Origin of the sequence: Paraburkholderia sp. (assembly GCF_035948235.1) — a bacterium.
In the GTDB taxonomy this organism is placed as follows: domain Bacteria; phylum Pseudomonadota; class Gammaproteobacteria; order Burkholderiales; family Burkholderiaceae; genus Paraburkholderia.
Map to the genome: position 1 here is coordinate 19,711 of NZ_DASZJJ010000083.1, position 21,612 is coordinate 41,322.

Below are 21,612 nucleotides of genomic sequence, written 5' to 3' on the forward strand. Positions count from 1 at the left end.
GTGCTTTCCTCAGCAGTCACGCGATCGAAAAAATCAGCAGCCCGGAAGAATCAGAAGCCGTGACGCACGGTCAGGGTGGCGCCCGAATCGTGCGAGTGCAGCACGGCCACGCGCGCCGTGCCGGAGAAGACCCAGTCGTCGACGGTCAGCGACAGCCTGCGCTGCGGTGCAGCGCCAAGCGCCGTGTTCGAAGTCGGCAACTGGACGATGGAGATCTGCGGCGCCGTGGAGGGGCCGGTGTCGAGGAATTGCGCGGACGAGGTGGCGTCGGCGGCGGCGCTCGTGCCCGAGCCTGGTGCGGGCTTTTTAACGAACGTATAAGTGTGGCCAAGCTGGGCGCTGTAGAACTGATCCATCTGCGCGAAGAAGGGTTTGGCCTGGGACGCCTGATATTCCATCTCGTAGTGGAACAGGTAGGCCTGCGGTTCGGGTACGGGCGAGACAACCTCGACCGGCAGCGGCGCGATGTTGGCGACGGTCATCGCCTCGGGCAAGTCGGTCGCGGGACTGCCCGCGAACGCAGAACCGCCTAGCATAAGCAAGACGGCACCGACCATCCTTTCGTTCAGGCACGTCATGGGCATGCCCTCCATGAAGAAGGAATCGAAACGTCACACGACCGGTGATTACGTCTGAACAGACCCGCTGTGCAGTGCGTTCTGGGACTCTGCGCGCGTTGGATGCACCCACACATTGTAGTCAGTGAATTGCATCACGCTAGCCGAATGTGGGCGACATGAGGGATGATCGGGATACCGAAGGGCCACGCGAAATCGATGACGAAGCAACCTGACGGATGCAGACGCGACGTATTCCGCGAAGCACTCAAGGATGGCTTGCAAACGCCATGCAAACGCGAGGAAAACGTCAGGAAAACGCCACGGACTCGCAATGAAGTCCGTGCGTCATTCAAACAAATAATGTGTGCTGCCACACAGACAAGGCGAAGCTGCCGGCAGTGGCGGCACGCGGTTTGCGCATGCCCCGTTGCCTGCGTTTCTACGTTTTAGCGTTTCAGATCAGCGCCAGCTCACCCGGCTGCGCGCCCTGTTGCGGCGTGCGGGGTAACCGGATGGTGAACACGGTGCCTTCGGCTTCGTTGGACAGCACGTTCACATCGCCGCCGTGCGTGCGCGCGATCAGCCGCACGATATGCAGGCCGAGTCCGAGTCCCGAACCCTGGCGTTCCGCGCGCGTGGCCGTGCTGAACGCGCCGAACAGCAGCGGCATCACATCGGCGGGAATCGCGCCGCGATTGGCGACCGTCACCAGCACTTCGCCGGGCGACTCGCCACTGGCGCGCACGCGCACGGGCGCATCGGGCTCGCCATGCGTGAGCGCGTTGAAGACGAGGTTCGACACCGCCTGGGCGATCAGGTCCGAGTCCCACTGGCCTGCCAGATCGCCGTGCGCCTCGAAGATCACCCGGCCGTCGGCGACGGCGGCGGTGTTGGCGGCGAACTCCTCGATCACGGCCTGACATAGCGCGTCGAGCTGCACGTCCGAGCGCCGCAGCGGCAGCCGTCCGCCCTGCAGACGCGCGAGATTGAGCAACTGCTCGACCATGCGCGACATGCGCCGCCCGCAGTGTTCGATCCGGCGTCCCACGGCGATGGTTTTTTCGTCAGTGGAAGCGCGCATCAGATACTCCGCCGAACTCATCACGGCCGACAAGGGCGTGCGCAGATCGTGGCTGAGCACGGCCATCAGCATTTCGTTGGCTTCGAGCATCTGGCGGGTGGCCGCGAGCTGCTCGGCAAGCTGGCGCTTCTGCAATTCGAGCTGCACGAAGATGCCGACCTTCGACTGCACGATGCGCGGCTCGATGGGCTTGTAGAGAAAGTCCACCGCGCCCGCTTCGTAGCCCTGAAAGGTGCGCAGCGCGTCCTGCGACGTGGCCGTGAGGAAGATGATCGGCACGTGGGCGGTGCGCGGGCTGCCGCGGATCAGCGAGGCCAGCTCGAAGCCGCTCATGCCTGGCATGTTGACGTCGAGGATCGCGACAGCGACGTCGTGTTCGAGCAGATGCTCGAGCGCCTCGACGCCCGAGCGGGCCACGAGCAGCCGCACTTCGGGCCGCGCGAGCAGGGCCGACAGCGCGGTGAGGTTGTGCTCGATATCGTCGACGATCAGCACATTGACAATGGGCAGGTTCATGCGGTTTATCCGGGTCAATCCAGTTTCATCTGCGGCCACGCGGCCAGCCGCGCGCCGAGTATGGCAGGTGTCATGGTTGCGTTGACGGCGCCAAGCGCAATGGCCGCTTCCGGCATCTGGGGCGCTGCGGCCGTGGCGGGCGTCTGCGCCCAGGTCGTGCCGCCCGCGTCGCGGATCGCCGCCATGCCGCGCGCGCCGTCGTCGTTGGCGCCCGAGAGCAGCACGCCAAGCAGGCGCGCGCCATAGACATCGGCGGCCGATTCCATCAGCACGTCGATCGACGGGCGCGAGTAACGCACGGGGCCGCCGATCGACAGCGCGATGCACGCGCTTTTATCGGTGGACCCGGCTTCCGACTCCACGAGCATGTGGTAGTCGGGCGGCGCGACATAGACGCGGCCGCCGAGTATCGGTTCGCCCGCATCGGGTTCGGCGACCGGCAGCGCGCAGCGGGCGGACAGCGCGGCGACCAGGAAGCTCGGCGAGGCGGGCGGCAGGTGCAGCACGATCAGCACGGCTGCGCCGAAGTGAGCCGGCAGCATCGGCAAAATCTGGCCGAGCACGTCCACGCCGCCCGCCGACGCGCCGATCACGACGGCGTCGAAGGGGCCCGCGACGGTGCGCGCTGGCGCTGGATTCGGTTGAGGGGCTGACATGGTGGGCGTGTCGATAACGGTTCAGCGCTTCTGGTAAATGCGTTCGGCAGTGCGGAATTCGTCGAAGGCTTCATGGCGGCTGGAGAAGCGCAGATTCTCCTTGCTGCCCAGGCCCAGGAACCCGCGCCGCACCAGCGCCCGCTCGAACAGGCCGATTGCGCGGTCCTGCAGCGGCCGGTCGAAATAGATCAGCACATTGCGGCACGACACCAGATGCGCTTCGAGGAACACTTCGTCGGTGGCGAGGCTGTGATCGGCGAATACCACGCGTTCCTTGAGCGTGCTGGACAGGCGCGCGCCGCCATAGGCCGCGTGATAGTAATCGGACAGTGTGCGCCGCCCGCCCGCGGCCAGATAGTTCTGGCTAAAGCCCGCGAAGCGGTCCACGGGATAGATGCCCGATTCCGCGCGTTCGAGCGCCTGCGGGCTGATGTCGGTCGCGTAGAAGATCGTGCGCTCGGCCAGGCCTTCCTCTTCGAACAGGATCTTGAGCGACCAGAGTTCCTCGCCGGAACTGCAGCCCGCCACCCACACCTTGAGCGAAGGATAGGTCTGCAGCACCGGCAGCACATGCTGGCGCAGCGCGAGAAAGTATTCCGGGTCGCGGAACATATCGCTCACCTGGATCGTCATGTAGCCGAACAGGCGCGAGAAGTCCTCGGGGCTGCGCAGCACGCGGTCCTGCAGCTGGCTCAGCGACGCCACGCCGAAGTCGCGCCGTGCCTCTTCCAGACGGCGGCGCAGCGAGGGCAGCGAATAGTGCCGGAAGTCGTGCTGATAGCGCAGATAGATCGCTTCGAGCAGCAGGCGCAATTCAATGTCGAACACGCTGAGCGCAGGCCGGCCCGGATGCGGCGTGGCGTGCGGCAGCGCGTGGTGGGGCGCGTGGTGGTTCGGTTCAGTCATGGTCTTACTTGCGCAGCCAGACGCGGCACAGCGACACCAGCTTGTCCACGTCGATGGGTTTGGAAACGTAGTCGTCCGCGCCTGCTTCCAGGCAGCGCTGGCGGTCGTCGGCCATGGCCTTGGCGGTCAGCGCGATCACCGGCAGGCGCGCGGCGTGCGTGTAGCGCGCGTCGCTGCGCAGCGCGCGCATGGCGGCGAGGCCGTCCATCTCCGGCATCATCACGTCCATCAGCACGAGGTCCACCGGCTCCTGGCCGCCCAGGATGTCGAGCGCCTCGCGGCCGTTGCGCGCGATCAGCAGCTTCGCGCCCAGCGGCTCGATCACATGCGAAAGCGCGAAGATGTTGCGCACGTCGTCCTCGGCCAGCAGGATCGTCTTGCCTTCGAAGGTGTCGTCGCGCTGGCGCACCGCGCGCAACATGCGCTGCTGCTCGGGCGCAAGCGACGATTCCACGCTGTGCAGAAACAGCGTGACTTCGTCGAGCAAACGTTCGGGCGAGCGCGCGCCCTTGATGATGATCGACTTCGAATAGCGGCGCAGGCGTTGCTCGTCGTCGTCGGAGAGCATGCGGCCCGTGTAGACGATCACCGGCAGCGGGGCCACGCCCGCGTCGCCCGCGAGCGTTTCCAGCAGGTCGTAGCCGGTGCCGTCGGGCAGCGTGAGGTCGGTCACGATGCAGTCGAAGACGCCTTGCGCGATCTGCGCGTGCGCGTCCGCGAGCGTGCCGACCGCGACGATCTCGACGCCGTCGCCCACCAGCAGCGCGCGGATGCTTTCGCGCATCGCATAGTCGTCCTCGATCACCAGCACGCGCTTGACGCGTTGTTCCAGCCGCGATTCGAGCCGGCGGATTGCCGCTTCCAGCGTGCTGCGCGCGGTGGGCTTGAGGGTGTAGCCGATCGCGCCCAGATGCAGCGCCTTGTCGGCATGATCGGTTGCCGAGACGATATGCACGGGAATATGGCGCGTGAGCGGATCGCTCTTGAGCCATTCGAGCACCGAAAGACCCGAGCGGTCGGGCAGGCCGACGTCCAGCAGCACGGCCACGGGCGCCTCGTCCTTGACCATTGCGAAGCCGGTGGCGGCGTCGGCGGCGTGCAGGAAATCGAACTGCAGTTCGTGGACGAGATCGCGCAGGATCTCGGCGAAGGTGAGATCGTCTTCGATCACGAGGATCGCGCGGCTGCCATGCTGGCGGCCACCGCGGTCGTCGGCGAGATGCGCGGCGTGAGCCGTGGGGGCGCTGGCGGCCACGATTGCCTGGCCCGCGCGCGCGTCGGCGTTGAGCGTGGTGGTTTCGGTGACGGTTTCAGCGGGAGCGGGTTGCGCGCGAGCGGTGTTGCTGGCCGCAGCCGCGTGCGGCGTGGCGACCACGGCCTGTGCCGCGTCTTCGGCTTGCGCGAGTCGCGCGGCGGCCGTGCTGTCGAGCGGCAGCCACAGCGTAAACACGCTGCCCACGCCCGGCTCGCTGGCCACGCCGATGCGTCCGCCCAGGAGACGCGAGAGCTCGCGCGAGATCGACAGGCCGAGCCCGCTGCCGCCATATTCGCGGCTCGTCGAACCGTCGGCCTGCTGGAAGGCTTCGAAAATCATCTCCAGCTTGTCTTCGGGAATGCCGATGCCGGTGTCGCGCACATCGAAGCGCACCACGTTCGCGTCGACCGGCGAGACCGTGAGCGACACCTCGCCCTGGGCCGTGAACTTCAGCGCGTTCGACAGCAGGTTGCGCAGGATCTGCAGCACGCGCTGGCCGTCGGTCGTGAGCGTGTCGGCAACGCCGGGCAGACGGTCGATGGTGAGCGCCACATGTTTTTCGCGCGCGAGCGGCGCGAAGGTTTCGTGCAGCGACGCAGTCACATCGTCGAGCTTGACGGTTTCCAGCATGAGCTGAACCTGGCCCGCCTCGACCTTGGAAAGATCGAGGATGTCGTTGATGAGCGCGAGCAGATCGGTGTTCGAAGCGTGGATGGTGGCCGCGTAACGCACCTGTTCCTCGCTGAGATTGCCGGTGCGGTTCTGCTGCAGCAGCTTCGCGAGGATCAGCGAGCTGTTGAGCGGCGTGCGCAGTTCGTGCGACATGTTGGCGAGGAACTCGGACTTGTAGCGGCTCGATTGCGCAAGGCGCTCGGCGTTGCGCGTGAGTTCGCCCTGGGCGCGTTCGAGTTCGCTCTTCTGGGTTTCAAGACGTCGCGCGTATTCCTCGAGCTGCACGTTGGTCTGCTCAAGCTCCACCTGCTGCGCTTCCAGACGCGACTGCGAATCCATCAGCGCGCGGCCGCGCTCTTCCAGGCCCTCGTTGGCCACGCGCAGTTCTTCCTGCTGCACCTGAAGTTCGTGATTGAGTTGCTGCGCGTCGGCATACGCGACCTGGAGGCGCTCGCGCGAGACCGCGGCTTCGACCAGATCGCCCATGGTGCCCGCCACGCGCGTGAGGAATTCAGTGTCGCGCGGCAGCAGCGCGCGCATGAAGGCGAGTTCCACCACGCCGTTGATCTGGCCGGTGGCGTCGATCGGCGAAATCAGCAGCGACGTGGGCGTGGCCGAGCCCAGACCCGACTCCACTTTCAGATAGCCGGCGGGCGCATCGCGCAACTCGATCACGCGGCGCGAAGCGGCGGCCTGGCCCACGAGCGTCTGGCCGCTTTGCAACATCGGCACGTTATAGCCGCTTTCATCGCCAAAGCCGAAGGTTGCCACGCGGCGCAGCGATGCGTCATGCGCGTCGCGCACATAGAGCGTGGCGACGCTCGCGCTCAGATAACCGGCGAGGCAGTCGAGCATCGCGCCGCCCACCTCTGCGAGCGCTTCCTTGCCCATGCCGCTTTCGGCCAGCAGGCGCTGGCCCGAGCGGAACCAGACCTGCTCGGCGAGCGCGTCGCCCTGTTCGGCCTGGCCGCGCAGCGCGTCGTCGTAAGTGGCGGACAGCGCGGTCAGCTCGCGGCGGCCCAGCCACGCAAGCAGGGCGTTGACGAACACCGTGAGCGCGAGAAAGACAGCCACCGTGATGAAGGTCAGATTGCGCGCGGCGCTGGTGCGCGCTTCGCGCAGGCGGCCTTCTTCGGCGAGAAAATCGGCGAATTCGCGGCGCAGCGCGTCGGCGTTGGGCTGCGCTTTGTCGTTCTGCACCGTGGCGAGCACGGCGTCGTGATCGCGCCGCAAGCGCACGGCCTCGCTCGCCGATTTGTCCCATTGCTGCGCGAGCGCGAGGATGCGTTTGAGCCGCTCCACCTGCGGCGGGTTATCGATCACGAGTGCGCTTAGACTGCCGACCTGCGCGCCGAAGTGGGCGCGGCCCACTTCGAATGGCGCGAGCCCACGCTCGTCGCCGTCCAGCAGGAATCCGCGCAGGCTCGATTCGCGGTCGGCCTGCACGCGCAGCAGTTCGTAGGCTTCGCCGATCACGCGCTCCGAGTGCTCGGCCCAGTTCATTGTCGAGACGAGATACGCAATCAGCGCGACAAAAGCCACGGCGGTCGCGAAACCCGCGAGCAGCGGCAGCGCGACGTTTCTTTGAATGATGCGTTTGAAACGCAGCGGGTCGATCGCATTCAGTGCAGGCATTATTTTCCGATTCGTTCCGATGGTTCGCGGGTCGATGCAGATAAGGCGGGAATATCGACCGGTTTTTCACGCCATTTATGAAAAAAGGCGCGCCCTCTACGGGGCAAAAAGGGTGAAATCGATGCAGATGCAATCATACAAAAAGCTGACCGATCGCGCGCACGCTACTTGCTGGCCAATAAGGTCTAGCCCACCGATAAGCGGCCCGCCATCATGCTTCGTGATCGCCTTGTAGAAGGTCCCGTTCAAACGCAGCGCGACGGCGCGAAACCCGCAGCGAAATCGCCACGCAACAGCCTGGCGCTGGGCGCGCTCGGCGCGCTTGGCGTCGTGTTCGGCGATATCGGCACGAGTCCGATCTACGCGCTGCGCGAGGCGGTGCTCACGGCTCACACGCGTGCTGAGCCGGTGGTCATGGGCGTGCTGTCGATGATTCTCTGGGCCGTGGCGATTGTCGTCGTGCTCAAGTACGCGTGCTTCGTGATGCGCGCCGACAACGAGGGCGAGGGCGGCATCGTCGCGCTCACCGCGCTGGTGCGCGCGGGCTTTGCACGTGCGGGCCAGCGTGCGCCGCGCGCCTTGCTGCTGGCGGGACTGGTGGGCGCCGCGATGTTTTACGGCGATTCGATGATTACCCCGGCGATTTCCGTGTTGTCTGCCGTCGAGGGCCTGCACGAAATCGACCCGCATTTCGACGCGGCGGTACTGCCCGTGTCGATCGCGATCCTCGTGGCGCTGTTCCTGTTCCAGCGGCGCGGCACCGACGTGGTCGGGCGCACCTTCGGCCCAGTGATGGCGCTGTGGTTTCTGAGCCTCGCGGCCGTGGGCGTGTATCGCATCGCGCTGTATCCGCGCGTGCTGGCAGCGGTGTCGCCTGGCTGGGCGCTGCAACTGGCCTTCGCGCATCCGGCGCTGGCCTTCGTCGTGCTGGCGGCCGTGATTCTCGCCTTGACGGGCGCCGAGGCGCTTTACGCCGACATCGGCCATTTCGGCACGCGCGCGATTCGAGTGGCCTTCTACGCGGTCGTGCTGCCCGCGATCGTGCTGGGCTACTTCGGCCAGGCCGCGACGATTCTTTCCGACCCGCAGGGCGCGGATCAGCCGTTCTTTCGCTCGGTGCCGCATTGGGCGCTGGTGCCCGCTGTGGGCATCGCCATGCTCGCCACCGTGATCGCTTCGCAGGCCGTGATTTCGGGCGCTTTCTCGATGACGAGCCAGGCCATCGAGCTGGGTTTTCTGCCGCGCATGCGCACCATCGAAACCTCGCGCGCGCGGCGCGGCCAGGTCTATGTGCCCGCCGTGAATATCGCGCTGCTGGTCGCCGTGCTGTTTCTCGTGTTGTTCTTCCGCAGTTCCGCGAAACTCACTTCCGCCTATGGGCTGGCCGTCGCGCTCACCATGCTGACGACCTCGCTGCAGATGCTGGCCGTGTGCCGCAAGGTGTGGGGCTGGCCGCGCGTTGTCACGGCGCTGGTGTGCGTGCCGCTGCTGCTGATCGACACGCTGCTGCTGGCGGCGAATCTGCCCAAGATCCCCACCGGCGGCTGGTTCCCGGTGCTGATCGGTGTGCTGTTGTGCGTGACGATGACCACCTGGAACCGTGGCCGCGAACTGGCCGCGCGCCATGCGGAGCAAAGCGAATCGCTCGATGCCTTTCTGCATGCGGTCTGCAACGGCCCGCATGACGAGCACGGCGAAGTCGCGCCCGCGCGCGTGCCGGGCACGGCTGTTTATCCGGGCAATCTGCCTGGCCGCGTGCCCGCCGCGCTGTCGAGCAACGTGCGCCACAACCATGTGCTGCACGCGACGACGATCGTGTTTGCCAACGTTTCCGAATCCGCGCCGCAAGCAGACGAGAAAACCCGCATCGAAGTGCGCGATCTGGGCGGCGGCTGCTTTGAAGTGATCGCGCATCACGGCTTTGTCGAGCGGCCCAATCTGCCGAATCTTTTGGCGACCTTGGGCACGCGGCTGGCCGACTGGCGCTTCGACCCCGCGCGCACCACCTTCTATCTGCCGCGCGACGAGGTGCTGCACGGCCATGCCGTGCGCGGCATGAGCGCGTGGCGCGCGCGACTGTTTGCTTTCATGTCGCTGCACGCGTCGTCGAGCGCCGAATATTATGGCCTGCAGGCCGAACACGTGGTCGAACTGGGCGTGCAGGTTGCCCTGTAAGCGCTGCAAACGCAGCAGGGCACGCGCCGTGCGCAATTCCCGGAATTCCCGGATACGGCAGACCGCACGGAGACGATCATGAGGCGAGGCAAGCGCGCGAAAGTGACGACAGTCAAACCGCGCCACGACGCACAGGCGCGCTTTTCCGGCTACGCGAAGCCGCTCGTGGACGAAGCGCTGCGGCGCAGCGCGCATCTCGACCCAAGCGCCGACGATCTGCACAAACTGCGTGTGGCATTGCGGCGGCTGCGCACGCTGCTCTGGATCTGGCGGCCGTTGCTCGATCGCGAGATGGCGGCGCTCGACCGCGGCTATCTGAAGCGCGTGGGCGCGGCGGCAGGCTCCGCGCGTGACTGGGACATCGCCACGCAAATGCTCGGCGAACTCGACGCCGAAAGCGCAAACGTGGCGGGCGAACGGCTGGAGGCCGCGCGCCTCGCTGCACGCGAAAGTGCGTGTGCAACGCTCACCGCCGCCGATCTGCGCCACGCGTTGCGCGAGATGCTGCACAAGGTCAATCAGTCGCTCAACACCGCGTCGCGCCGCGCGTCCATCGAACGCCTCGCAGACAAAAGCGTGCGGGCGGCGAGAATCGGCCTGAAAAAGCGCGTGCGCCGCGCGGGCAAGGCGAAGAAAAGCGACTACGCCGCGTGGCATGAGGTACGCAAGGCCGCGAAGAAATTGCGTTACACGCTGGAATTCTTCGCGCCAATGCTCGTGCGCCGGGATGCAAAGCGTCTGAAGCCGTTGAAGAAGCTCCAGAAACGCTTCGGAGATCTGAACGATGCCGTGGCTACGGAACACCTGCTGCAAGACCATCGCGAGATTTTCGCGGACGACACCAGCGCCGATGCCGCCCTCGACGCCTTGCGGCAGGAGCGCAAATGGCGCCAGCGGCGTGCGGGCAAGTTGATCGGCGCGTGAAGGCGGGCACAGGACCGGCATGATCGGACCCGCCTCAGTGGGCCGTTGCCGGCGCTGAAGCCAGCGTGCCCGCATCGTCCCAGCCGCCGCCCAGCGCCTTGTAGAGCGAAACCAGATCGGTACAGACCTGGAGTTTCTGCTGCTGCGCATTTTGCTGTGCGGTGCTCAGTTGGCGCTCGGCGTCCAGCACGTTGATGAACGAGACGATGCCCTTACGATAGCTGTCGCGCGCGAGCAGATACGCGCGCTGCTGGTCCGCGACGCTTTCATCGAGCGAGGCGAGGCGCGCCTGATCGGTGCGATAGACCACCAGCGCGTTGTTGACGTCGCGCAGCGCGGTCAACACTGTCTTGCGATAGTCGAGCGCGGCTTCCTGCTGCTGCAGTTTCGAGAGCCGCAGATTCGACACCAGCGCGCCGCCCTGGAAGATCGGCAGCGACACGCTCGGTCCCCACGACCAGAACAGACTCGCCCAGTGCGCGAGATCGCGCGGCGTGGTGGCGCGTGTGCCCGCCTGCGCAGAAAGCGAAATGTCCGGATAGAACTGCGCGACGGCCACGCCCACGTTGGCGGTTGCCGCGTGCAATGACGCCTCCGCGCGGCGGATGTCGGGGCGGCGGCGCGCGAGCGTGGCAGGCAGGCCCACGGGCACGCCCGGCGGCGTGTCCGGCAGCGTGGCCGCCGGCGACAGATCGGCGTCGAGCGCGCCGGGCGCTTCGCCCGTGAGCACCGCGAGCGCGTTGAGCGCCTGCGCAATCTGCTGGTCATACTGCGGCAGCAAGGCTTCGGTCTGCGAGCGCTGCGCCTGCGCGCGTTCGACGTCGAGCTGGCTTTGCAGCCCGTGTTTCGAGGCGTTCTGCGTGAGTTCAACGACTTCGCGTTGCTGGTCGATCAGCGCCACGGCGGTGGCGCGTAGCATCTGCGCGCCGCGTAGCTGCATATAGGTCTCGGCAACTTCGGCTTCGAGCGACACCTGGGCATCGTGCTGCGACTCGATGGCCTCGTCGGTCTGTGCATTTGCGGCTTCTACCGAGCGGCGCACGCGGCCGAACAGATCGAGTTCCCACGAAGCGTCAAAGCCCGCCTGCCACAAATTGATGGGCGCGGTGAGCTGATCGAGGGCGTTTTGCGCGCCGCGCTCGACGGCGCCGCCTGCGCCCGGCGCAATCGTGTTGATCGGCGAATCGGGCGCGCCGAGCGAATCGACCTTGTTGTAGATGCCCGCGGATTCGAGGATGCCTTTGGCCCCCAGTTGCTCGCGTTCATAGCTCGCGCTCGCGCGCACGTTGGGCAGGCCTTGTGAGGCGGCCTGCTGCGTTTGTGCGCGTGCCTCGGCGATGCGGACGACGGCGATGCGCAGGTCAGGATTGCCCTGTACGGCGCGCGCAATCAGCGCGTCGAGCACGGGATCGTGAAAACTCTGCCACCAGTTCGGGTCGGGGTCCGACTGGACTGTGGGACTGGACGTGACTTGTGCCGTGGCGCCGGGCGTTTGCATGGCGTTCCAGCCTTCCGGCATGTTTGCTTCGGGCGGTTTGAAATCGGGGCCAACCGCGCAGGCGGTGAGCATCGCTGCCTGGATGCTCACAATAATCATTCGGATTGCGAAACGCATGTCAATGTCCTCCCGCGCCGCCCGACGCTTTCACGGGCGAAAAAAGCAGCGCGAGCGGCACGAACAGCGCGCAATAGACCGCAAGAATGCCGAACACGTCGATATAGGCGAGGATCGTTGCCTGCGAAACGAAAGTTTCGTATAGATGCCCGGTCGCCGTCTGCAAGGCCTGGGCGAGCGGCACGCCGGTGCTGTCCATCACCGTCTGCGCGTTGCGCGCGAGCGTGTCCTGATAGTTCTGCGAGAACGGCGACATATGCCCTGAAAGATGGGCCATCCACGCCTGGGAGCGCTCGCGGATCAGCGCGGTGGACACGGAAATGCCAATCGATCCAGCCACGTTGCGGAACATCGTGAAGAGTGCGGAGGCGTCGTTGTTGAGCGCGCGCGGCACCGTCAGATAGGCCAGCGTGGTGACGGGAACGAACAGGAAGCCGATGGCGATCGATTGCGCGCTGCGCAGCTTCACGAGCGTGGTGTAATCGATATCGGGTGTCAGGATGCGCGCGTAGATCAGCGCGACGCTCAGCAGAATGAAGCCGGTCATGACGATCAAACGCGTCTGCACATAGGGCATCAGCTTGCTGATTATCGGTATTTCCATCGTGACGAGCACGGCCCCCGGCGAGAGCACGAGACCCGCGAGCGTGGCCGTATAGCCAAGCTGCTGCTGCGCGAGTTGCGGCACGATCACGGCGCTGCCATAGAGCACGGTCGCGAACGCGCCGATCATCACGCAACCCAGCGCGAAATTGCGGTCGCGCAGGCAGCGCAGATCGACGACGGGATGCTTCGCGTAGAGCAGCCGGAACACCGCGCCCACCATGCCCAGAACGGCCAGCACCGCGAACGTGACGATGAAGGGCGAGGAAAACCAGTCGTCGTCCTCGCCGCGATCGAGCATGACCTGCAGGCAGCCCAGGCCCACAGCGATCAGCGCGATGCCAGGAAAATCCACGTCGCGCCAGTTCATGCGCTGCTGCGTTTCCCGCACGATCCAGGGCGGATCTTCGACGAGCGCCATGACCGCGAAGGTCGTCAGCACGCCAACCGGCACGTTGAGCAGAAACACCCAGCGCCACGAGAAATGATCGGTGATCCAGCCGCCCAGCGTTGGGCCCATGATCGGCGCGACCACGATGGCGATGGCCGAAATTGAAAACGCGCGGCCACGCTGGCTGGGCTCGAAAGTGTCGAGGATGATCGATTGCTGGTTCGGTTGCAGGCCGCCGCCAAAAAAGCCTTGCAGCAGGCGGAAAATGACCAGTTGGCCCAGGCTCGTCGCCACGCCGCACAGGAACGAGCAGATCGTAAACGCGACGATACACAGCAGGAAATAGCGTTTTCGCCCGAGCACGCGGCCAAAGAACGCCGAGATCGGCAACACGATGCCGTTGGCCACGAGATACGACGTGAGCACCCAGGTGGCCTCGTCGTAACTCGCCGACATCGTGCCCGCGATGTGCGGCAACGCGACATTGACGATGGTCGTGTCCAGAACCTCCATGAACGCCGCGAGCGTGACGGCGATGGCAATCAGCCACGGATTGCCGGCGGGGCGCCACGCGGGTTTGGCGTCGCTCATGGTCAGTGGCTCAGATAGACGGTGGGCACGACCGAGATGCCCAGCGGCAAGGGGCGGTTGGCGGGCAGGCCGTCGTCGATAACGATTTTCACGGGCACGCGCTGCACGATCTTGACGAAGTTACCGGTGGCGTTTTCGGCGGGGAAGGCCGAAAAGCGCGAGCCGCTGCCTAGCTGGATGCTGTCCACGTGGCCGCGCAGATCGAGTTGGGGATACGCGTCGATGCTGATTTTCACCTTGTCGCCAGGGCGCATGTGCGCCAGTTGGGACTCCTTGAAATTCGCCGTGATCCACACCTGCGGCGTGACAATCGAAAACAGCGAGGTGCCGGCCTGCAAAAAGCTGCCGAACTGCACGTTGCGCCGCGTGATGTAGCCGTCAGAAGGCGCGCGCAGATCGCACCACGCCAGATTGAGCTGCGCGGTGTCCAGTTGCGCCTGCGCCTGGGCGACCTGCTGGCGGCGCTGCTCCACGGCCGCCACCGCCTGGCGGATCTGCTGCGGCACCAGGCTGGCAGTTTTGAGTTGCGCCTGGGCGCTCATGACGTCGGCGTGCGAACTGCGTTGCTGGGCCGTGGCGCTGTCGATGTTCTGCTGCGTGGTCGCGCGCGGATCGACGCCATGCTGGCGCGCGTAGTCGGCCTGGGCGCGCGCGAAGTTGGCGTTGGCGGTTTCGATCTGCGCGCGCGCCTGCTCGTACTGCGCCGGATACTGCACACGGGCGATGTCGAGCTGCGCCTGGGCGGCCAGCAATTGCGCTTTCGCCAGCCCCAGTTGCGCATTGGCCTGATCGACCTGCGCCTGGTAGTCGCGGCGGTCGATCTCGAGCATCAGATCGCCTTTATGGACGAACACGTTGTCGTTGATATTGAGCTGCGTGACGTAGCCCGAGACCTTTGGCGCGATGGTGATGGCGTTGCCGTCGGTGTAAGCGTCGTCGGTGCTGATTTCGTTGCGCGTCGCGAACCACCAGACGAATGCGCCAATCGCGATGATCAGCACGATCAGGCCGAGGATGATGAGCGGCTTCTTGCCGGGACGCTTGCGGGCGCCCTTGCCGTTGTCCTTGTCGTCTTTGCCGTCCTGCGCGCCTTTACGTCCATCGGCACCGCGGCGCGGCTTGCCCCGGTGTGCTCGTGACCATGCGCGAATGCCGCCCGCCGCCTCGTGCTCAGCCATGCGCGGCTCCGGCGGCGTGCGGCAACGCGATCGAAAAAGGGATGGATCTCATGGGGTGCTCGATAGAGGACAGATCTCGACGATGAGCAAAAGCGCAACCGCTATAGCAAGCGGCGTGCCCCGGTGGTGGATTTGAACGGCACAACGGGGCACGGGGAGTGCGCTATTGAGAGTGGCGCCGCGCGCCGTTGGCGGGCGGTTTTTGCATCGCAGCACGCTTGCAGGAGTTCAGATCATGACCAGCACACTCGATCCCGACAACGACGACGACATGGCTCAACCGCTGCCGCCGGGGCACGACATAGAAGCGCTTGGACCCGGCGACTCGTCCGATTCCGGCAGCGATACGATCGGCGCGAAGCGCCATGAGTTCGACCGTGACTCGGAGCTTGACAATCACGCGCTGGAAGCCGGCGAGGACGAAGCGCTAAGCGATAGCGATAGCCACGGCACGGGCGAGCGCGCCTCGGCCGATGGCGACGAATCGCTGCGTCCGGACGGCGATGTGTTGCCGGATCAGATCAGGCATACACCGGACTACTGAATATTTTATGGCGAGCGCCTGGCGCGGCATGCGATGTGCGCGAAGTCATTGGCGGGCAGTGCGTTGAGCGCGCATCAAGCGCGCTGCCCGATCACCCTTTAACGTTTATCAGGAAGCCAATCATGAAATCACGTCACTTGATCGCCCCCGCCATCCTGAGCGCCATGCTGGCCGTCTCTGGCGCTGCATTTGCGGCAGGAGCCGGTGGTGGCAGCAGCAACGGGCCTGGCGGCACGGGCTCGGGGACTGGCACGGACGCCACCACGCCGCCTCAAGGCGGTGACCAGAACGCGGCGACCGCAGCGATGGGAGCAAGCAGCACGCCCCACAAATCCATGCACAAGTCGCATACGAAGAAGTCGACGAAGAAGCCGATGAACGACACGACCAACACGCCGGGCGCTGACGCCAGCAGCGACACGAAGGGGCAGTAAGGGAAGTTCATCCGGCGGGGCAGGCGGCATGCATGACGCCGCTCGCCCTGCGTTGATTTTCACGGCATCTATGGCATAGTCTGGCACCCCCATAGATCCGGAGTGCCGTGTCATGCGTTTTTTTCGCCCTTATGCGCGCGCCGTGTTGATGACGGGCGTGCTAGTCGGTGCGTCCTTGTCTTCGCTGTGTTTTGCGGCCCAGCCCGAATGCCTGAACAACGCTCCCACACAGGCGGCCATGGACGACTGCATCGGACGTACCATGAAAGCGTCTGACCAGAAGCTCAACGAGACATATAAGGCGCTGCTGGCGAAGGTAAGCAAGAACGGTGCGGATCATTTGCGCAAGGCGCAGCGCGCATGGCTGGCGTGGCGCGACGCGCAGTGCGAATTCAACACGATGGGCACCAGCGGTGGCAGCATCAATTCGTCGATGTACGGCTTGTGCATCGATGAACTCACGCAGGAACAGACCCGCCGCCTTGACGCGCAGATCCATTGCAAGGAAGGCGATCTGTCCTGCGGCGGCCAGTAAATCGCGACGCTCTAGGCGTTTTGCGCGGGCTTCTGGCAAATCACGCCATACCAGCCAAGCCCGCGATAGGTCTCGTAGCCCGGCGTCGCCGCAAACGACACCACGGTGCCATCAAGCGCGCGATAGTAGCCCGCCTGCTTGCCTTCGGCCTGCAGCCGGAAGCGCTCGTTCAGAATGCCTTTCTCATCGGATGCCGCGATTACGCGAAACGACGAATCGACGATCATGCAGCGCGTGCGGCTCCATTCTTCGTCGCTCAGCCGCACGCCCTTGACGACCGCTCCCGCTTGTGGCGCCCAGTCGAAGAAGATCGCCAGCACGCCCAGCACGCGGCCAGTCGCGCGGCCGCCTTCGCGGATCGCCGTCGCGTAGGTTGCCACTTGTGCCTGGCGCAGCGGCGCGAGCGTTTCGATGTCGGCGGCCACGTAGTCCGCGCCCGACTTCGTTCTCATCGCCGATTTGAACCATTCGGTATCGCCCACGTTGTGGCCGCGCACGGGATACTGCGCGTGGCGTCCGTTGGCGATCACGACGCCGTGTTCGTCGATCACCCAGAGATCGCGATAAACCGTGTAACTGTCGAGAATCACTGAAAGACGTTCAGCCGCGTGCGCCGCATTCGCTGACGCATCGACGCCATCGCGTGCCGCGAGGCATTCGACCACTGCCGAATCCGTGGCCCACCAGCGCACGTCGCACGAGCGCTCATAGAGGTTGCGGTCGATCACATCAATCATATTGAGCGCGAGGTCTGCGCAACGCTGGCCGTCGTGCGAGCGCAGCCGGTCGATCATGCTGTCGCCCAGTTGCGTGAGCGTGGACAGCGAACCCGCGAGATCCTTGTTCAGGGCTGTCGTGATCTCGGAGATGCGGCGCGACACGTGCTTGACCTGATTCGCCACCACGGCGAAGCCCTTGCCGGCATCGCCCGCGCGGGCCGCTTCGATCAGTGCGTTGAGCGCGAGAAAGGTGGTTTCGCGGTTGATGTCGTTAATGTCGCTGATCTTGCTGGAGGCAAGGCGTTTGACTTCATGGGTGAGATCGACGATGGCTTGCGGATTCGACATGCAGGGTTCCGTGACATGGGTGTGAATATCACGGTGCATGCATGCAAGGTTCGGGCCTGTCGATGCTCGCCGGATTGTTGCGTGCGCAAGCGTTATGAAACGATCGCAAACGTTTTACGCGAGTGTTGCGCGACGCCGCGCGAGTCAATGCAACGATGAACGTGAGGACGTGCACCAGATTGGCCCGCGGCCTGGGCCATCTGCGTGCACGGTTGTGGGTACGCGATTACAGCGGCGTTTGCCTGAGAATCCCGCAGTAGAACGCGTATTCCGCTTGCAGCGCGTGCGCCTGATTGACGGCCTTGCGGAAGCCGTGACGCTCGTCGGCGTAGTAGTGCGCCTCGGTGGCGATGCCGTTGGCCTGCAAGGCGCTCACCATGCTGCGCGTCTGGTCGGGCGTGACGACAGCGTCCAGTTCGCCCTGAAAGAACGCCACGGGCACGCGAATACGATCGGCATGCAGTAGCGGCGTGCGGGCGTTGTAGCGCTCGGCATCGGCCACGGCGTCGCCGATCAGCCAGTCCAGATAGTCGGCTTCGAACTTGTGCGTGTGGCGGCCCAGCGTCAGCGGATCGCTCACGCCATAGAGGCTTGCGCCGCCACGAAACACGTCGCGAAACGCGAGGGCGCAAAGCGTCGTATAGCCGCCCGCACTGCTGCCGCGAATGAAGGCGCGCGCGAGATCGATGCGCTGGTGGGCGGCCAGATGCGCGACGACGTTGCAGGCGTCGTCCACGTCCACCACGCCCCAGCTTTCGTGCAGCGCCTGTCGATAGGCGCGTCCGTAGCCGGTGCTGCCGCGGTAGTTGAGGTTGACGACCGCGAAGCCGCGTTGTGTCCAGTACGGGATGCGCGGATCGAAAACGGGGTAGCAGGCCGAGGTCGGGCCGCCGTGAATGAACACGACGACAGGCGGGGCGCTTTCATCGCCATCGTTGCTCTCCACGCGTTCCGGCGCGTAGAAATACGCATGCGATTCGCTGTCGCCGCTCGAAAAACGCAGACGTTCGGGCACGGGAATGCGCTCTGCGGCCAGCATAGGCGAGACCTCCGCGAGCACCTGTACGCTGAAGCCGTTGCGGCTGATCGCGAGCACGGCGGCGGGGCAAGTGGGCGAAGCGGCCAGGCAATAGAAATGCGTGTCGTCTGCCGCGAGATTGCGAAAGCGGCTGTATTGTGGCGCGAGCGTGCGCAATACACCATCGGCCGCGCGATGGCCGAGTACGCCCCAGCCTTCGTCGGTCCACGTGCCGAGACTCGACCCATCGGCGAGCGCGATCCAGCTACGCCCGCCCAGTTGCCACGGCGCCGAAGCATGGTCGGCTAGGGCTGCGGGGAGTGCCTCAAGCGCATTGCCGTGTTCGCGCCACGGCTGCCAGGAGCCGCCGCGATCGCTCAGGCAATACAGCGTGCCGTGCGCGTCGAATTGCGGCTGTTGCAGCGCGTCCTCGATATCGTCGCCCGCAAGCGTGCGTGGCGGCAGCCATGCGCCGCTGGCGTCGCGCTCGCTGCTGCGCAGTCGCGTTGCGGTCCATGGCTGATGCGGGCGTTGCCATTCGATCCACGCAAGGCGCTTGCCGTCCGCACGCAGGCTGGGCGCTGCGTAAAAATCCGCGCCTTCCACCAGCACGGTGCGCGCGCCGTCCGCGAGCGCGATCGACACGATACGATGCGTGTCGCCGTTTTCTTCGACTGCGAGCACCGCGCCGTGGCTGTAGCGCAGATCGCCATACCGGCAACCAGGCTCAGTCAGTGCAAACGGCAGGGCATCGACATCCATCGACTGGCGGTAAAGCCGCTGGTCTTTCTCGTTGGCAAATACTACGGCATCCTCAGCAATGCAGAAGGAGCCGCCGCCGTACTCATAGACGCGACCGCGTACGCTGAAACCGTCTGGTGTCAGGCAGCGCGGCGCCGTACCGCTGCGCGCGTGCCAGATGCGCGTGGCGGCATCCGCAGGATCGAAGGCCGTCCAGAACACGCCGCGCGCCGACGCAGCCAGTTCGCCAAAGTCCTTGCCGGCGGCGACGGCCTGTTCGGCGCTGACGCGCTCAGGATTTGCTGAGTTCGCGGGAATTCCTGTCATTGCGGAAGATGAGTCGCTGGATCGGTTGCACGGGTTGCGCGGCCTCGCTTCTGGCCTGCACGATGATGCGATGCTCGGGGGACTTGCCGCACACCGGGTCGGTGTTGGCGGCGTCGCCGGTCAGCATGAAGGCCTGGCAGCGGCAGCCGCCGAAGTCCTTTTCCTTTTCGTCGCACGAGCGGCACGGTTCGGGCATCCACGCGTTGCCGCGAAACCGGTTGAAGCCGAATGATTCGTACCAGATGTGGCGCAGATCGTGATCGCGCACGTTGGGGAATTCGATTGGCAGCATGCGTGCGCCGTGGCAGGGCAGCGCTGTGCCGTCAGGCGTGACGGTGAGGAAAATGCTGCCCCAGCCACCCATGCAAGGCTTCGGACGTTCCTCGTAATAATCAGGAGTCACGAAGATCAGCTTGCACGGGTTGCCGCTGGCCTCCAGCTTCGCGCGATATTCGTTGGTGATGCGCTCCGCGCGTTCGAGCTGCTCGCGCGTAGGTAGCAGCAGCTCGCGGTTGAGCTTGGCCCAGCCATAAAACTGCGTGGTTGCGAGTTCGACGAAATCCGCTTCCAGCGCGATGCAGAGTTCGATGATGCGGTCGATATCGTCGATGTTGTAGCGGTGCGTGACGAAGTTCAGCACCATCGGATAGCCGTGCGCCTTCACGGCGCGCGCCATCGCCAGTTTTTGCGCGAACGCCTTGCCCGAACCGGCGAGCATGTTATTCACTTCCTCGTCGCTCGACTGGAAGCTGATCTGGATGTGATCGAGCCCGGCGCGCTGGAAATCGGCGAGCTTCTGCTCGTTCAGGCCGATGCCCGAGGTGATGAGGTTCGTGTAATAACCGAGCTTGCGCGCGTGCGCGATCAGATCGACGAGATCCTTGCGCACCAGGGGCTCGCCGCCGGAAAAGCCGATTTGCGCGGCCCCCATCTGGCGCGCTTCGGTCATCACGCGGATCCATTGCTCCGTGCTCAGTTCTTCGCCCTGGCGCGCGAAATCCAGCGGATTCGAGCAGTAAGGGCATTGCAGCGGGCAACGGTAGGTCACTTCCGCGAGCAGCCACAAGGGCAGGCCCACGGCGGGCTGGGTGGGGTCGGCAGACGCCGCGACGGTTGCCGCGCCTGGCGTGAGGCGTTCGTCAGACAAGATCGATCCAGTGCTTTTCGCGGGCGACGAGCATGAACTGCTCGACGTCTTCGCCCAGTTCAGGCACGCCCGGGAACTGCGTGTCCAGATGCGCGACGATGGCCGCGACGTTGCGCTCGCCGTCGATCAGGCCGCCAATTGCAGCGGCGCTGTCGTTAAGCTTGATCATGCCCTCAGGATAGAGCAGGACGTGCGCGTTTTGCGCGGGCTCGAACTGGAAGCGGTAGCCGCGTCGCCAGACGGGCTTGAGGTTGCGGTCGAAGGGCGTGTTCATGGTGTTCACAGTGCGATCCCCTTGTGCCAGACGCGTTCGTTCGTGACCGTATGATACGGCGGGCGGCCCAGTTCATACGCCATCGACATTGCGTCGAGCATGGTCCACAGAATGTCGAGCTTGAATTGCAGGATCTCCAGCATACGCTGCTGGCTCTCGAAGGTCGTGTAGTGCTGCAATGTAATGTGCAGGCCGTGCTCCACGTCGCGGCGCGCCTGGCCCAGACGCGAGCGGAAATATTCGTAGCCGCGCGGGTCGATCCACGGGTAATGCGTGGGCCACGTGTCCAGGCGCGACTGATGGATCTGCGGCGCGAACAATTCGGTGAGCGAACTACTGGCCGCTTCCTGCCAGCTCGCGCGGCGCGCGAAATTCACGTAGGCGTCCACCGCGAAACGCACGCCCGGCAGCACCAGTTCCTGCGAACGAAGCTGATCGGGATCGAGTCCGACCGATTCGCCCAGGCGCAGCCAGGCTTCGATGCCGCCGTCTTCGCCCGGCGCGCCGTCGTGGTCCAGCAGACGCTGGATCCACTGGCGGCGCACTTCGCGGTCGGGGCAGTTGGCGAGAATCGCCGCGTCCTTCAACGGGATATTGACCTGGTAGTAGAAGCGGTTCGCCACCCACCCCTGGATCTGTTCGCGTGTTGCGCGGCCTTCGTACATCGCCACGTGATACGGGTGGTGGATGTGATAGAACGCGCCTTTGGCGCGCAGGGCCTGTTCGAATTGCTCGGGAGTGAGGGCGGTTTGGCTCATGATTCGGTC

Annotated in this window: 18 protein-coding genes; 5 read left to right on the forward strand and 13 right to left on the reverse strand. The window is 65.1% G+C overall.

The features are described from left to right. Positions 1 to 50: 50 nt before the first annotated feature. The 5 genes from VG320_RS06390 to VG320_RS06410 all read right to left on the reverse strand — a co-directional run bounded on the left by VG320_RS06390 (position 51) and on the right by VG320_RS06410 (position 7,281). Positions 51 to 536: a hypothetical protein gene (locus tag VG320_RS06390; protein ID WP_327199292.1), complete on the reverse strand. Its 486-nt coding sequence runs from the start codon at positions 534 to 536 to the stop codon at positions 51 to 53. Between the two features lie 478 nt (positions 537 to 1,014). Then, positions 1,015 to 2,157: a hybrid sensor histidine kinase/response regulator gene (locus tag VG320_RS06395; protein ID WP_327199293.1), complete on the reverse strand. Its 1,143-nt coding sequence runs from the start codon at positions 2,155 to 2,157 to the stop codon at positions 1,015 to 1,017. Positions 2,158 to 2,171: 14 nt separating this feature from the next. Continuing rightward, positions 2,172 to 2,813: a chemotaxis protein CheB gene (locus tag VG320_RS06400; RefSeq protein ID WP_327199294.1), complete on the reverse strand. Its 642-nt coding sequence runs from the start codon at positions 2,811 to 2,813 to the stop codon at positions 2,172 to 2,174. A gap of 21 nt (positions 2,814 to 2,834) precedes the next feature. After that, complete coding sequence (locus tag VG320_RS06405) at positions 2,835 to 3,719, reverse strand: CheR family methyltransferase (protein ID WP_327199295.1); 885 nt, start codon at positions 3,717 to 3,719, stop codon at positions 2,835 to 2,837. 4 nt (positions 3,720 to 3,723) lie between these two features. After that, on the reverse strand, positions 3,724 to 7,281 hold the full coding sequence (locus VG320_RS06410) for a response regulator (RefSeq protein ID WP_327199296.1): 3,558 nt from the start codon (positions 7,279 to 7,281) through the stop codon (positions 3,724 to 3,726). 213 nt (positions 7,282 to 7,494) lie between these two features. On the opposite strand from VG320_RS06410, the gene VG320_RS06415 reads away from it, so the two are divergent. Together VG320_RS06415 and VG320_RS06420 are read left to right on the forward strand one after the other, a co-directional pair. Then, entirely contained in the window at positions 7,495 to 9,456 is a 1,962-nt protein-coding gene (locus VG320_RS06415; protein ID WP_327199297.1) for a potassium transporter Kup, read from the forward strand. Between the two features lie 78 nt (positions 9,457 to 9,534). Continuing rightward, on the forward strand, positions 9,535 to 10,380 hold the full coding sequence (locus VG320_RS06420; protein WP_327199298.1) for a CHAD domain-containing protein: 846 nt from the start codon (positions 9,535 to 9,537) through the stop codon (positions 10,378 to 10,380). 34 nt (positions 10,381 to 10,414) lie between these two features. Here the strand turns inward: VG320_RS06420 and VG320_RS06425 are convergent, their stop codons facing one another. The 3 genes from VG320_RS06425 to VG320_RS06435 are packed head-to-tail and all read right to left on the reverse strand — an operon-like array spanning position 10,415 to position 14,758. Continuing rightward, a complete protein-coding gene (locus VG320_RS06425; RefSeq protein ID WP_327199299.1) occupies positions 10,415 to 11,995 on the reverse strand; it encodes an efflux transporter outer membrane subunit in 1,581 nt (526 codons plus the stop codon). A gap of 1 nt (position 11,996) precedes the next feature. Next, entirely contained in the window at positions 11,997 to 13,580 is a 1,584-nt protein-coding gene (locus VG320_RS06430; RefSeq protein ID WP_327199300.1) for a DHA2 family efflux MFS transporter permease subunit, read from the reverse strand. A gap of 2 nt (positions 13,581 to 13,582) precedes the next feature. Continuing rightward, positions 13,583 to 14,758: an HlyD family secretion protein gene (locus tag VG320_RS06435; protein ID WP_327199301.1), complete on the reverse strand. Its 1,176-nt coding sequence runs from the start codon at positions 14,756 to 14,758 to the stop codon at positions 13,583 to 13,585. Positions 14,759 to 14,993: 235 nt separating this feature from the next. Here VG320_RS06435 and VG320_RS06440 point away from each other — a divergent pair, with 235 nt between their 5' ends. The 3 genes from VG320_RS06440 (at position 14,994) to VG320_RS06450 (ending at position 16,271) form a co-directional block, all read left to right on the forward strand. After that, positions 14,994 to 15,302, forward strand: coding sequence for a chemotaxis protein (locus tag VG320_RS06440; RefSeq protein WP_327199302.1), 309 nt, complete (start codon positions 14,994 to 14,996; stop codon positions 15,300 to 15,302). 122 nt (positions 15,303 to 15,424) lie between these two features. After that, entirely contained in the window at positions 15,425 to 15,736 is a 312-nt protein-coding gene (locus VG320_RS06445) for a hypothetical protein (protein ID WP_327199303.1), read from the forward strand. 112 nt (positions 15,737 to 15,848) lie between these two features. Beyond that, positions 15,849 to 16,271, forward strand: a complete 423-nt coding sequence (locus VG320_RS06450) for a lysozyme inhibitor LprI family protein (RefSeq protein ID WP_327199304.1) — start codon at positions 15,849 to 15,851, stop codon at positions 16,269 to 16,271. Between the two features lie 11 nt (positions 16,272 to 16,282). Here the strand turns inward: VG320_RS06450 and VG320_RS06455 are convergent, their stop codons facing one another. The 5 genes from VG320_RS06455 to pqqC all read right to left on the reverse strand — a co-directional run bounded on the left by VG320_RS06455 (position 16,283) and on the right by pqqC (position 21,603). Continuing rightward, complete coding sequence (locus VG320_RS06455) at positions 16,283 to 17,338, reverse strand: methyl-accepting chemotaxis protein (protein WP_327199305.1); 1,056 nt, start codon at positions 17,336 to 17,338, stop codon at positions 16,283 to 16,285. 226 nt (positions 17,339 to 17,564) lie between these two features. After that, a complete protein-coding gene (locus VG320_RS06460; RefSeq protein ID WP_327199306.1) occupies positions 17,565 to 19,424 on the reverse strand; it encodes an alpha/beta hydrolase family protein in 1,860 nt (619 codons plus the stop codon). After that, positions 19,390 to 20,571 (reverse strand): pyrroloquinoline quinone biosynthesis protein PqqE, encoded by a 1,182-nt coding sequence (pqqE, locus tag VG320_RS06465; protein WP_327199307.1) that lies wholly within the window; start codon positions 20,569 to 20,571, stop codon positions 19,390 to 19,392. Before pqqE ends, VG320_RS06460 begins: the two co-directional genes overlap by 35 nt. Continuing rightward, entirely contained in the window at positions 20,564 to 20,845 is a 282-nt protein-coding gene (gene pqqD / locus VG320_RS06470) for a pyrroloquinoline quinone biosynthesis peptide chaperone PqqD (protein WP_103706759.1), read from the reverse strand. Before pqqD ends, pqqE begins: the two co-directional genes overlap by 8 nt. Positions 20,846 to 20,850: 5 nt before the next feature. Beyond that, positions 20,851 to 21,603, reverse strand: coding sequence for a pyrroloquinoline-quinone synthase PqqC (gene pqqC / locus VG320_RS06475; protein ID WP_327199308.1), 753 nt, complete (start codon positions 21,601 to 21,603; stop codon positions 20,851 to 20,853). Positions 21,604 to 21,612 lie beyond the last annotated feature (9 nt).

Excerpts from the sequence above, each read along its gene's own strand:
- VG320_RS06440 (WP_327199302.1), top strand. The coding sequence starts at position 14,994 with ATGACCAGCACACTCGATCCCGACAACGACGACGACATGGCTCAACCG.
- pqqD (WP_103706759.1), bottom strand. The coding sequence starts at position 20,845 with ATGAACACGCCCTTCGACCGCAACCTCAAGCCCGTCTGGCGACGCGGC.
- VG320_RS06390 (WP_327199292.1), bottom strand. The coding sequence starts at position 536 with ATGCTAGGCGGTTCTGCGTTCGCGGGCAGTCCCGCGACCGACTTGCCC.
- VG320_RS06425 (WP_327199299.1), bottom strand. The coding sequence starts at position 11,995 with ATGCGTTTCGCAATCCGAATGATTATTGTGAGCATCCAGGCAGCGATG.
- VG320_RS06420 (WP_327199298.1), top strand. The coding sequence starts at position 9,535 with ATGAGGCGAGGCAAGCGCGCGAAAGTGACGACAGTCAAACCGCGCCAC.
- VG320_RS06395 (WP_327199293.1), bottom strand. The coding sequence starts at position 2,157 with ATGAACCTGCCCATTGTCAATGTGCTGATCGTCGACGATATCGAGCAC.
- VG320_RS06415 (WP_327199297.1), top strand. The coding sequence starts at position 7,495 with ATGCTTCGTGATCGCCTTGTAGAAGGTCCCGTTCAAACGCAGCGCGAC.
- pqqC (WP_327199308.1), bottom strand. The coding sequence starts at position 21,603 with ATGAGCCAAACCGCCCTCACTCCCGAGCAATTCGAACAGGCCCTGCGC.
- VG320_RS06450 (WP_327199304.1), top strand. The coding sequence starts at position 15,849 with ATGCGTTTTTTTCGCCCTTATGCGCGCGCCGTGTTGATGACGGGCGTG.
- VG320_RS06445 (WP_327199303.1), top strand. The coding sequence starts at position 15,425 with ATGAAATCACGTCACTTGATCGCCCCCGCCATCCTGAGCGCCATGCTG.
- VG320_RS06405 (WP_327199295.1), bottom strand. The coding sequence starts at position 3,719 with ATGACTGAACCGAACCACCACGCGCCCCACCACGCGCTGCCGCACGCC.
- VG320_RS06435 (WP_327199301.1), bottom strand. The coding sequence starts at position 14,758 with ATGGCTGAGCACGAGGCGGCGGGCGGCATTCGCGCATGGTCACGAGCA.
- VG320_RS06400 (WP_327199294.1), bottom strand. The coding sequence starts at position 2,813 with ATGTCAGCCCCTCAACCGAATCCAGCGCCAGCGCGCACCGTCGCGGGC.
- VG320_RS06455 (WP_327199305.1), bottom strand. The coding sequence starts at position 17,338 with ATGTCGAATCCGCAAGCCATCGTCGATCTCACCCATGAAGTCAAACGC.
- VG320_RS06410 (WP_327199296.1), bottom strand. The coding sequence starts at position 7,281 with ATGCCTGCACTGAATGCGATCGACCCGCTGCGTTTCAAACGCATCATT.
- VG320_RS06460 (WP_327199306.1), bottom strand. The coding sequence starts at position 19,424 with ATGACAGGAATTCCCGCGAACTCAGCAAATCCTGAGCGCGTCAGCGCC.
- VG320_RS06430 (WP_327199300.1), bottom strand. The coding sequence starts at position 13,580 with ATGAGCGACGCCAAACCCGCGTGGCGCCCCGCCGGCAATCCGTGGCTG.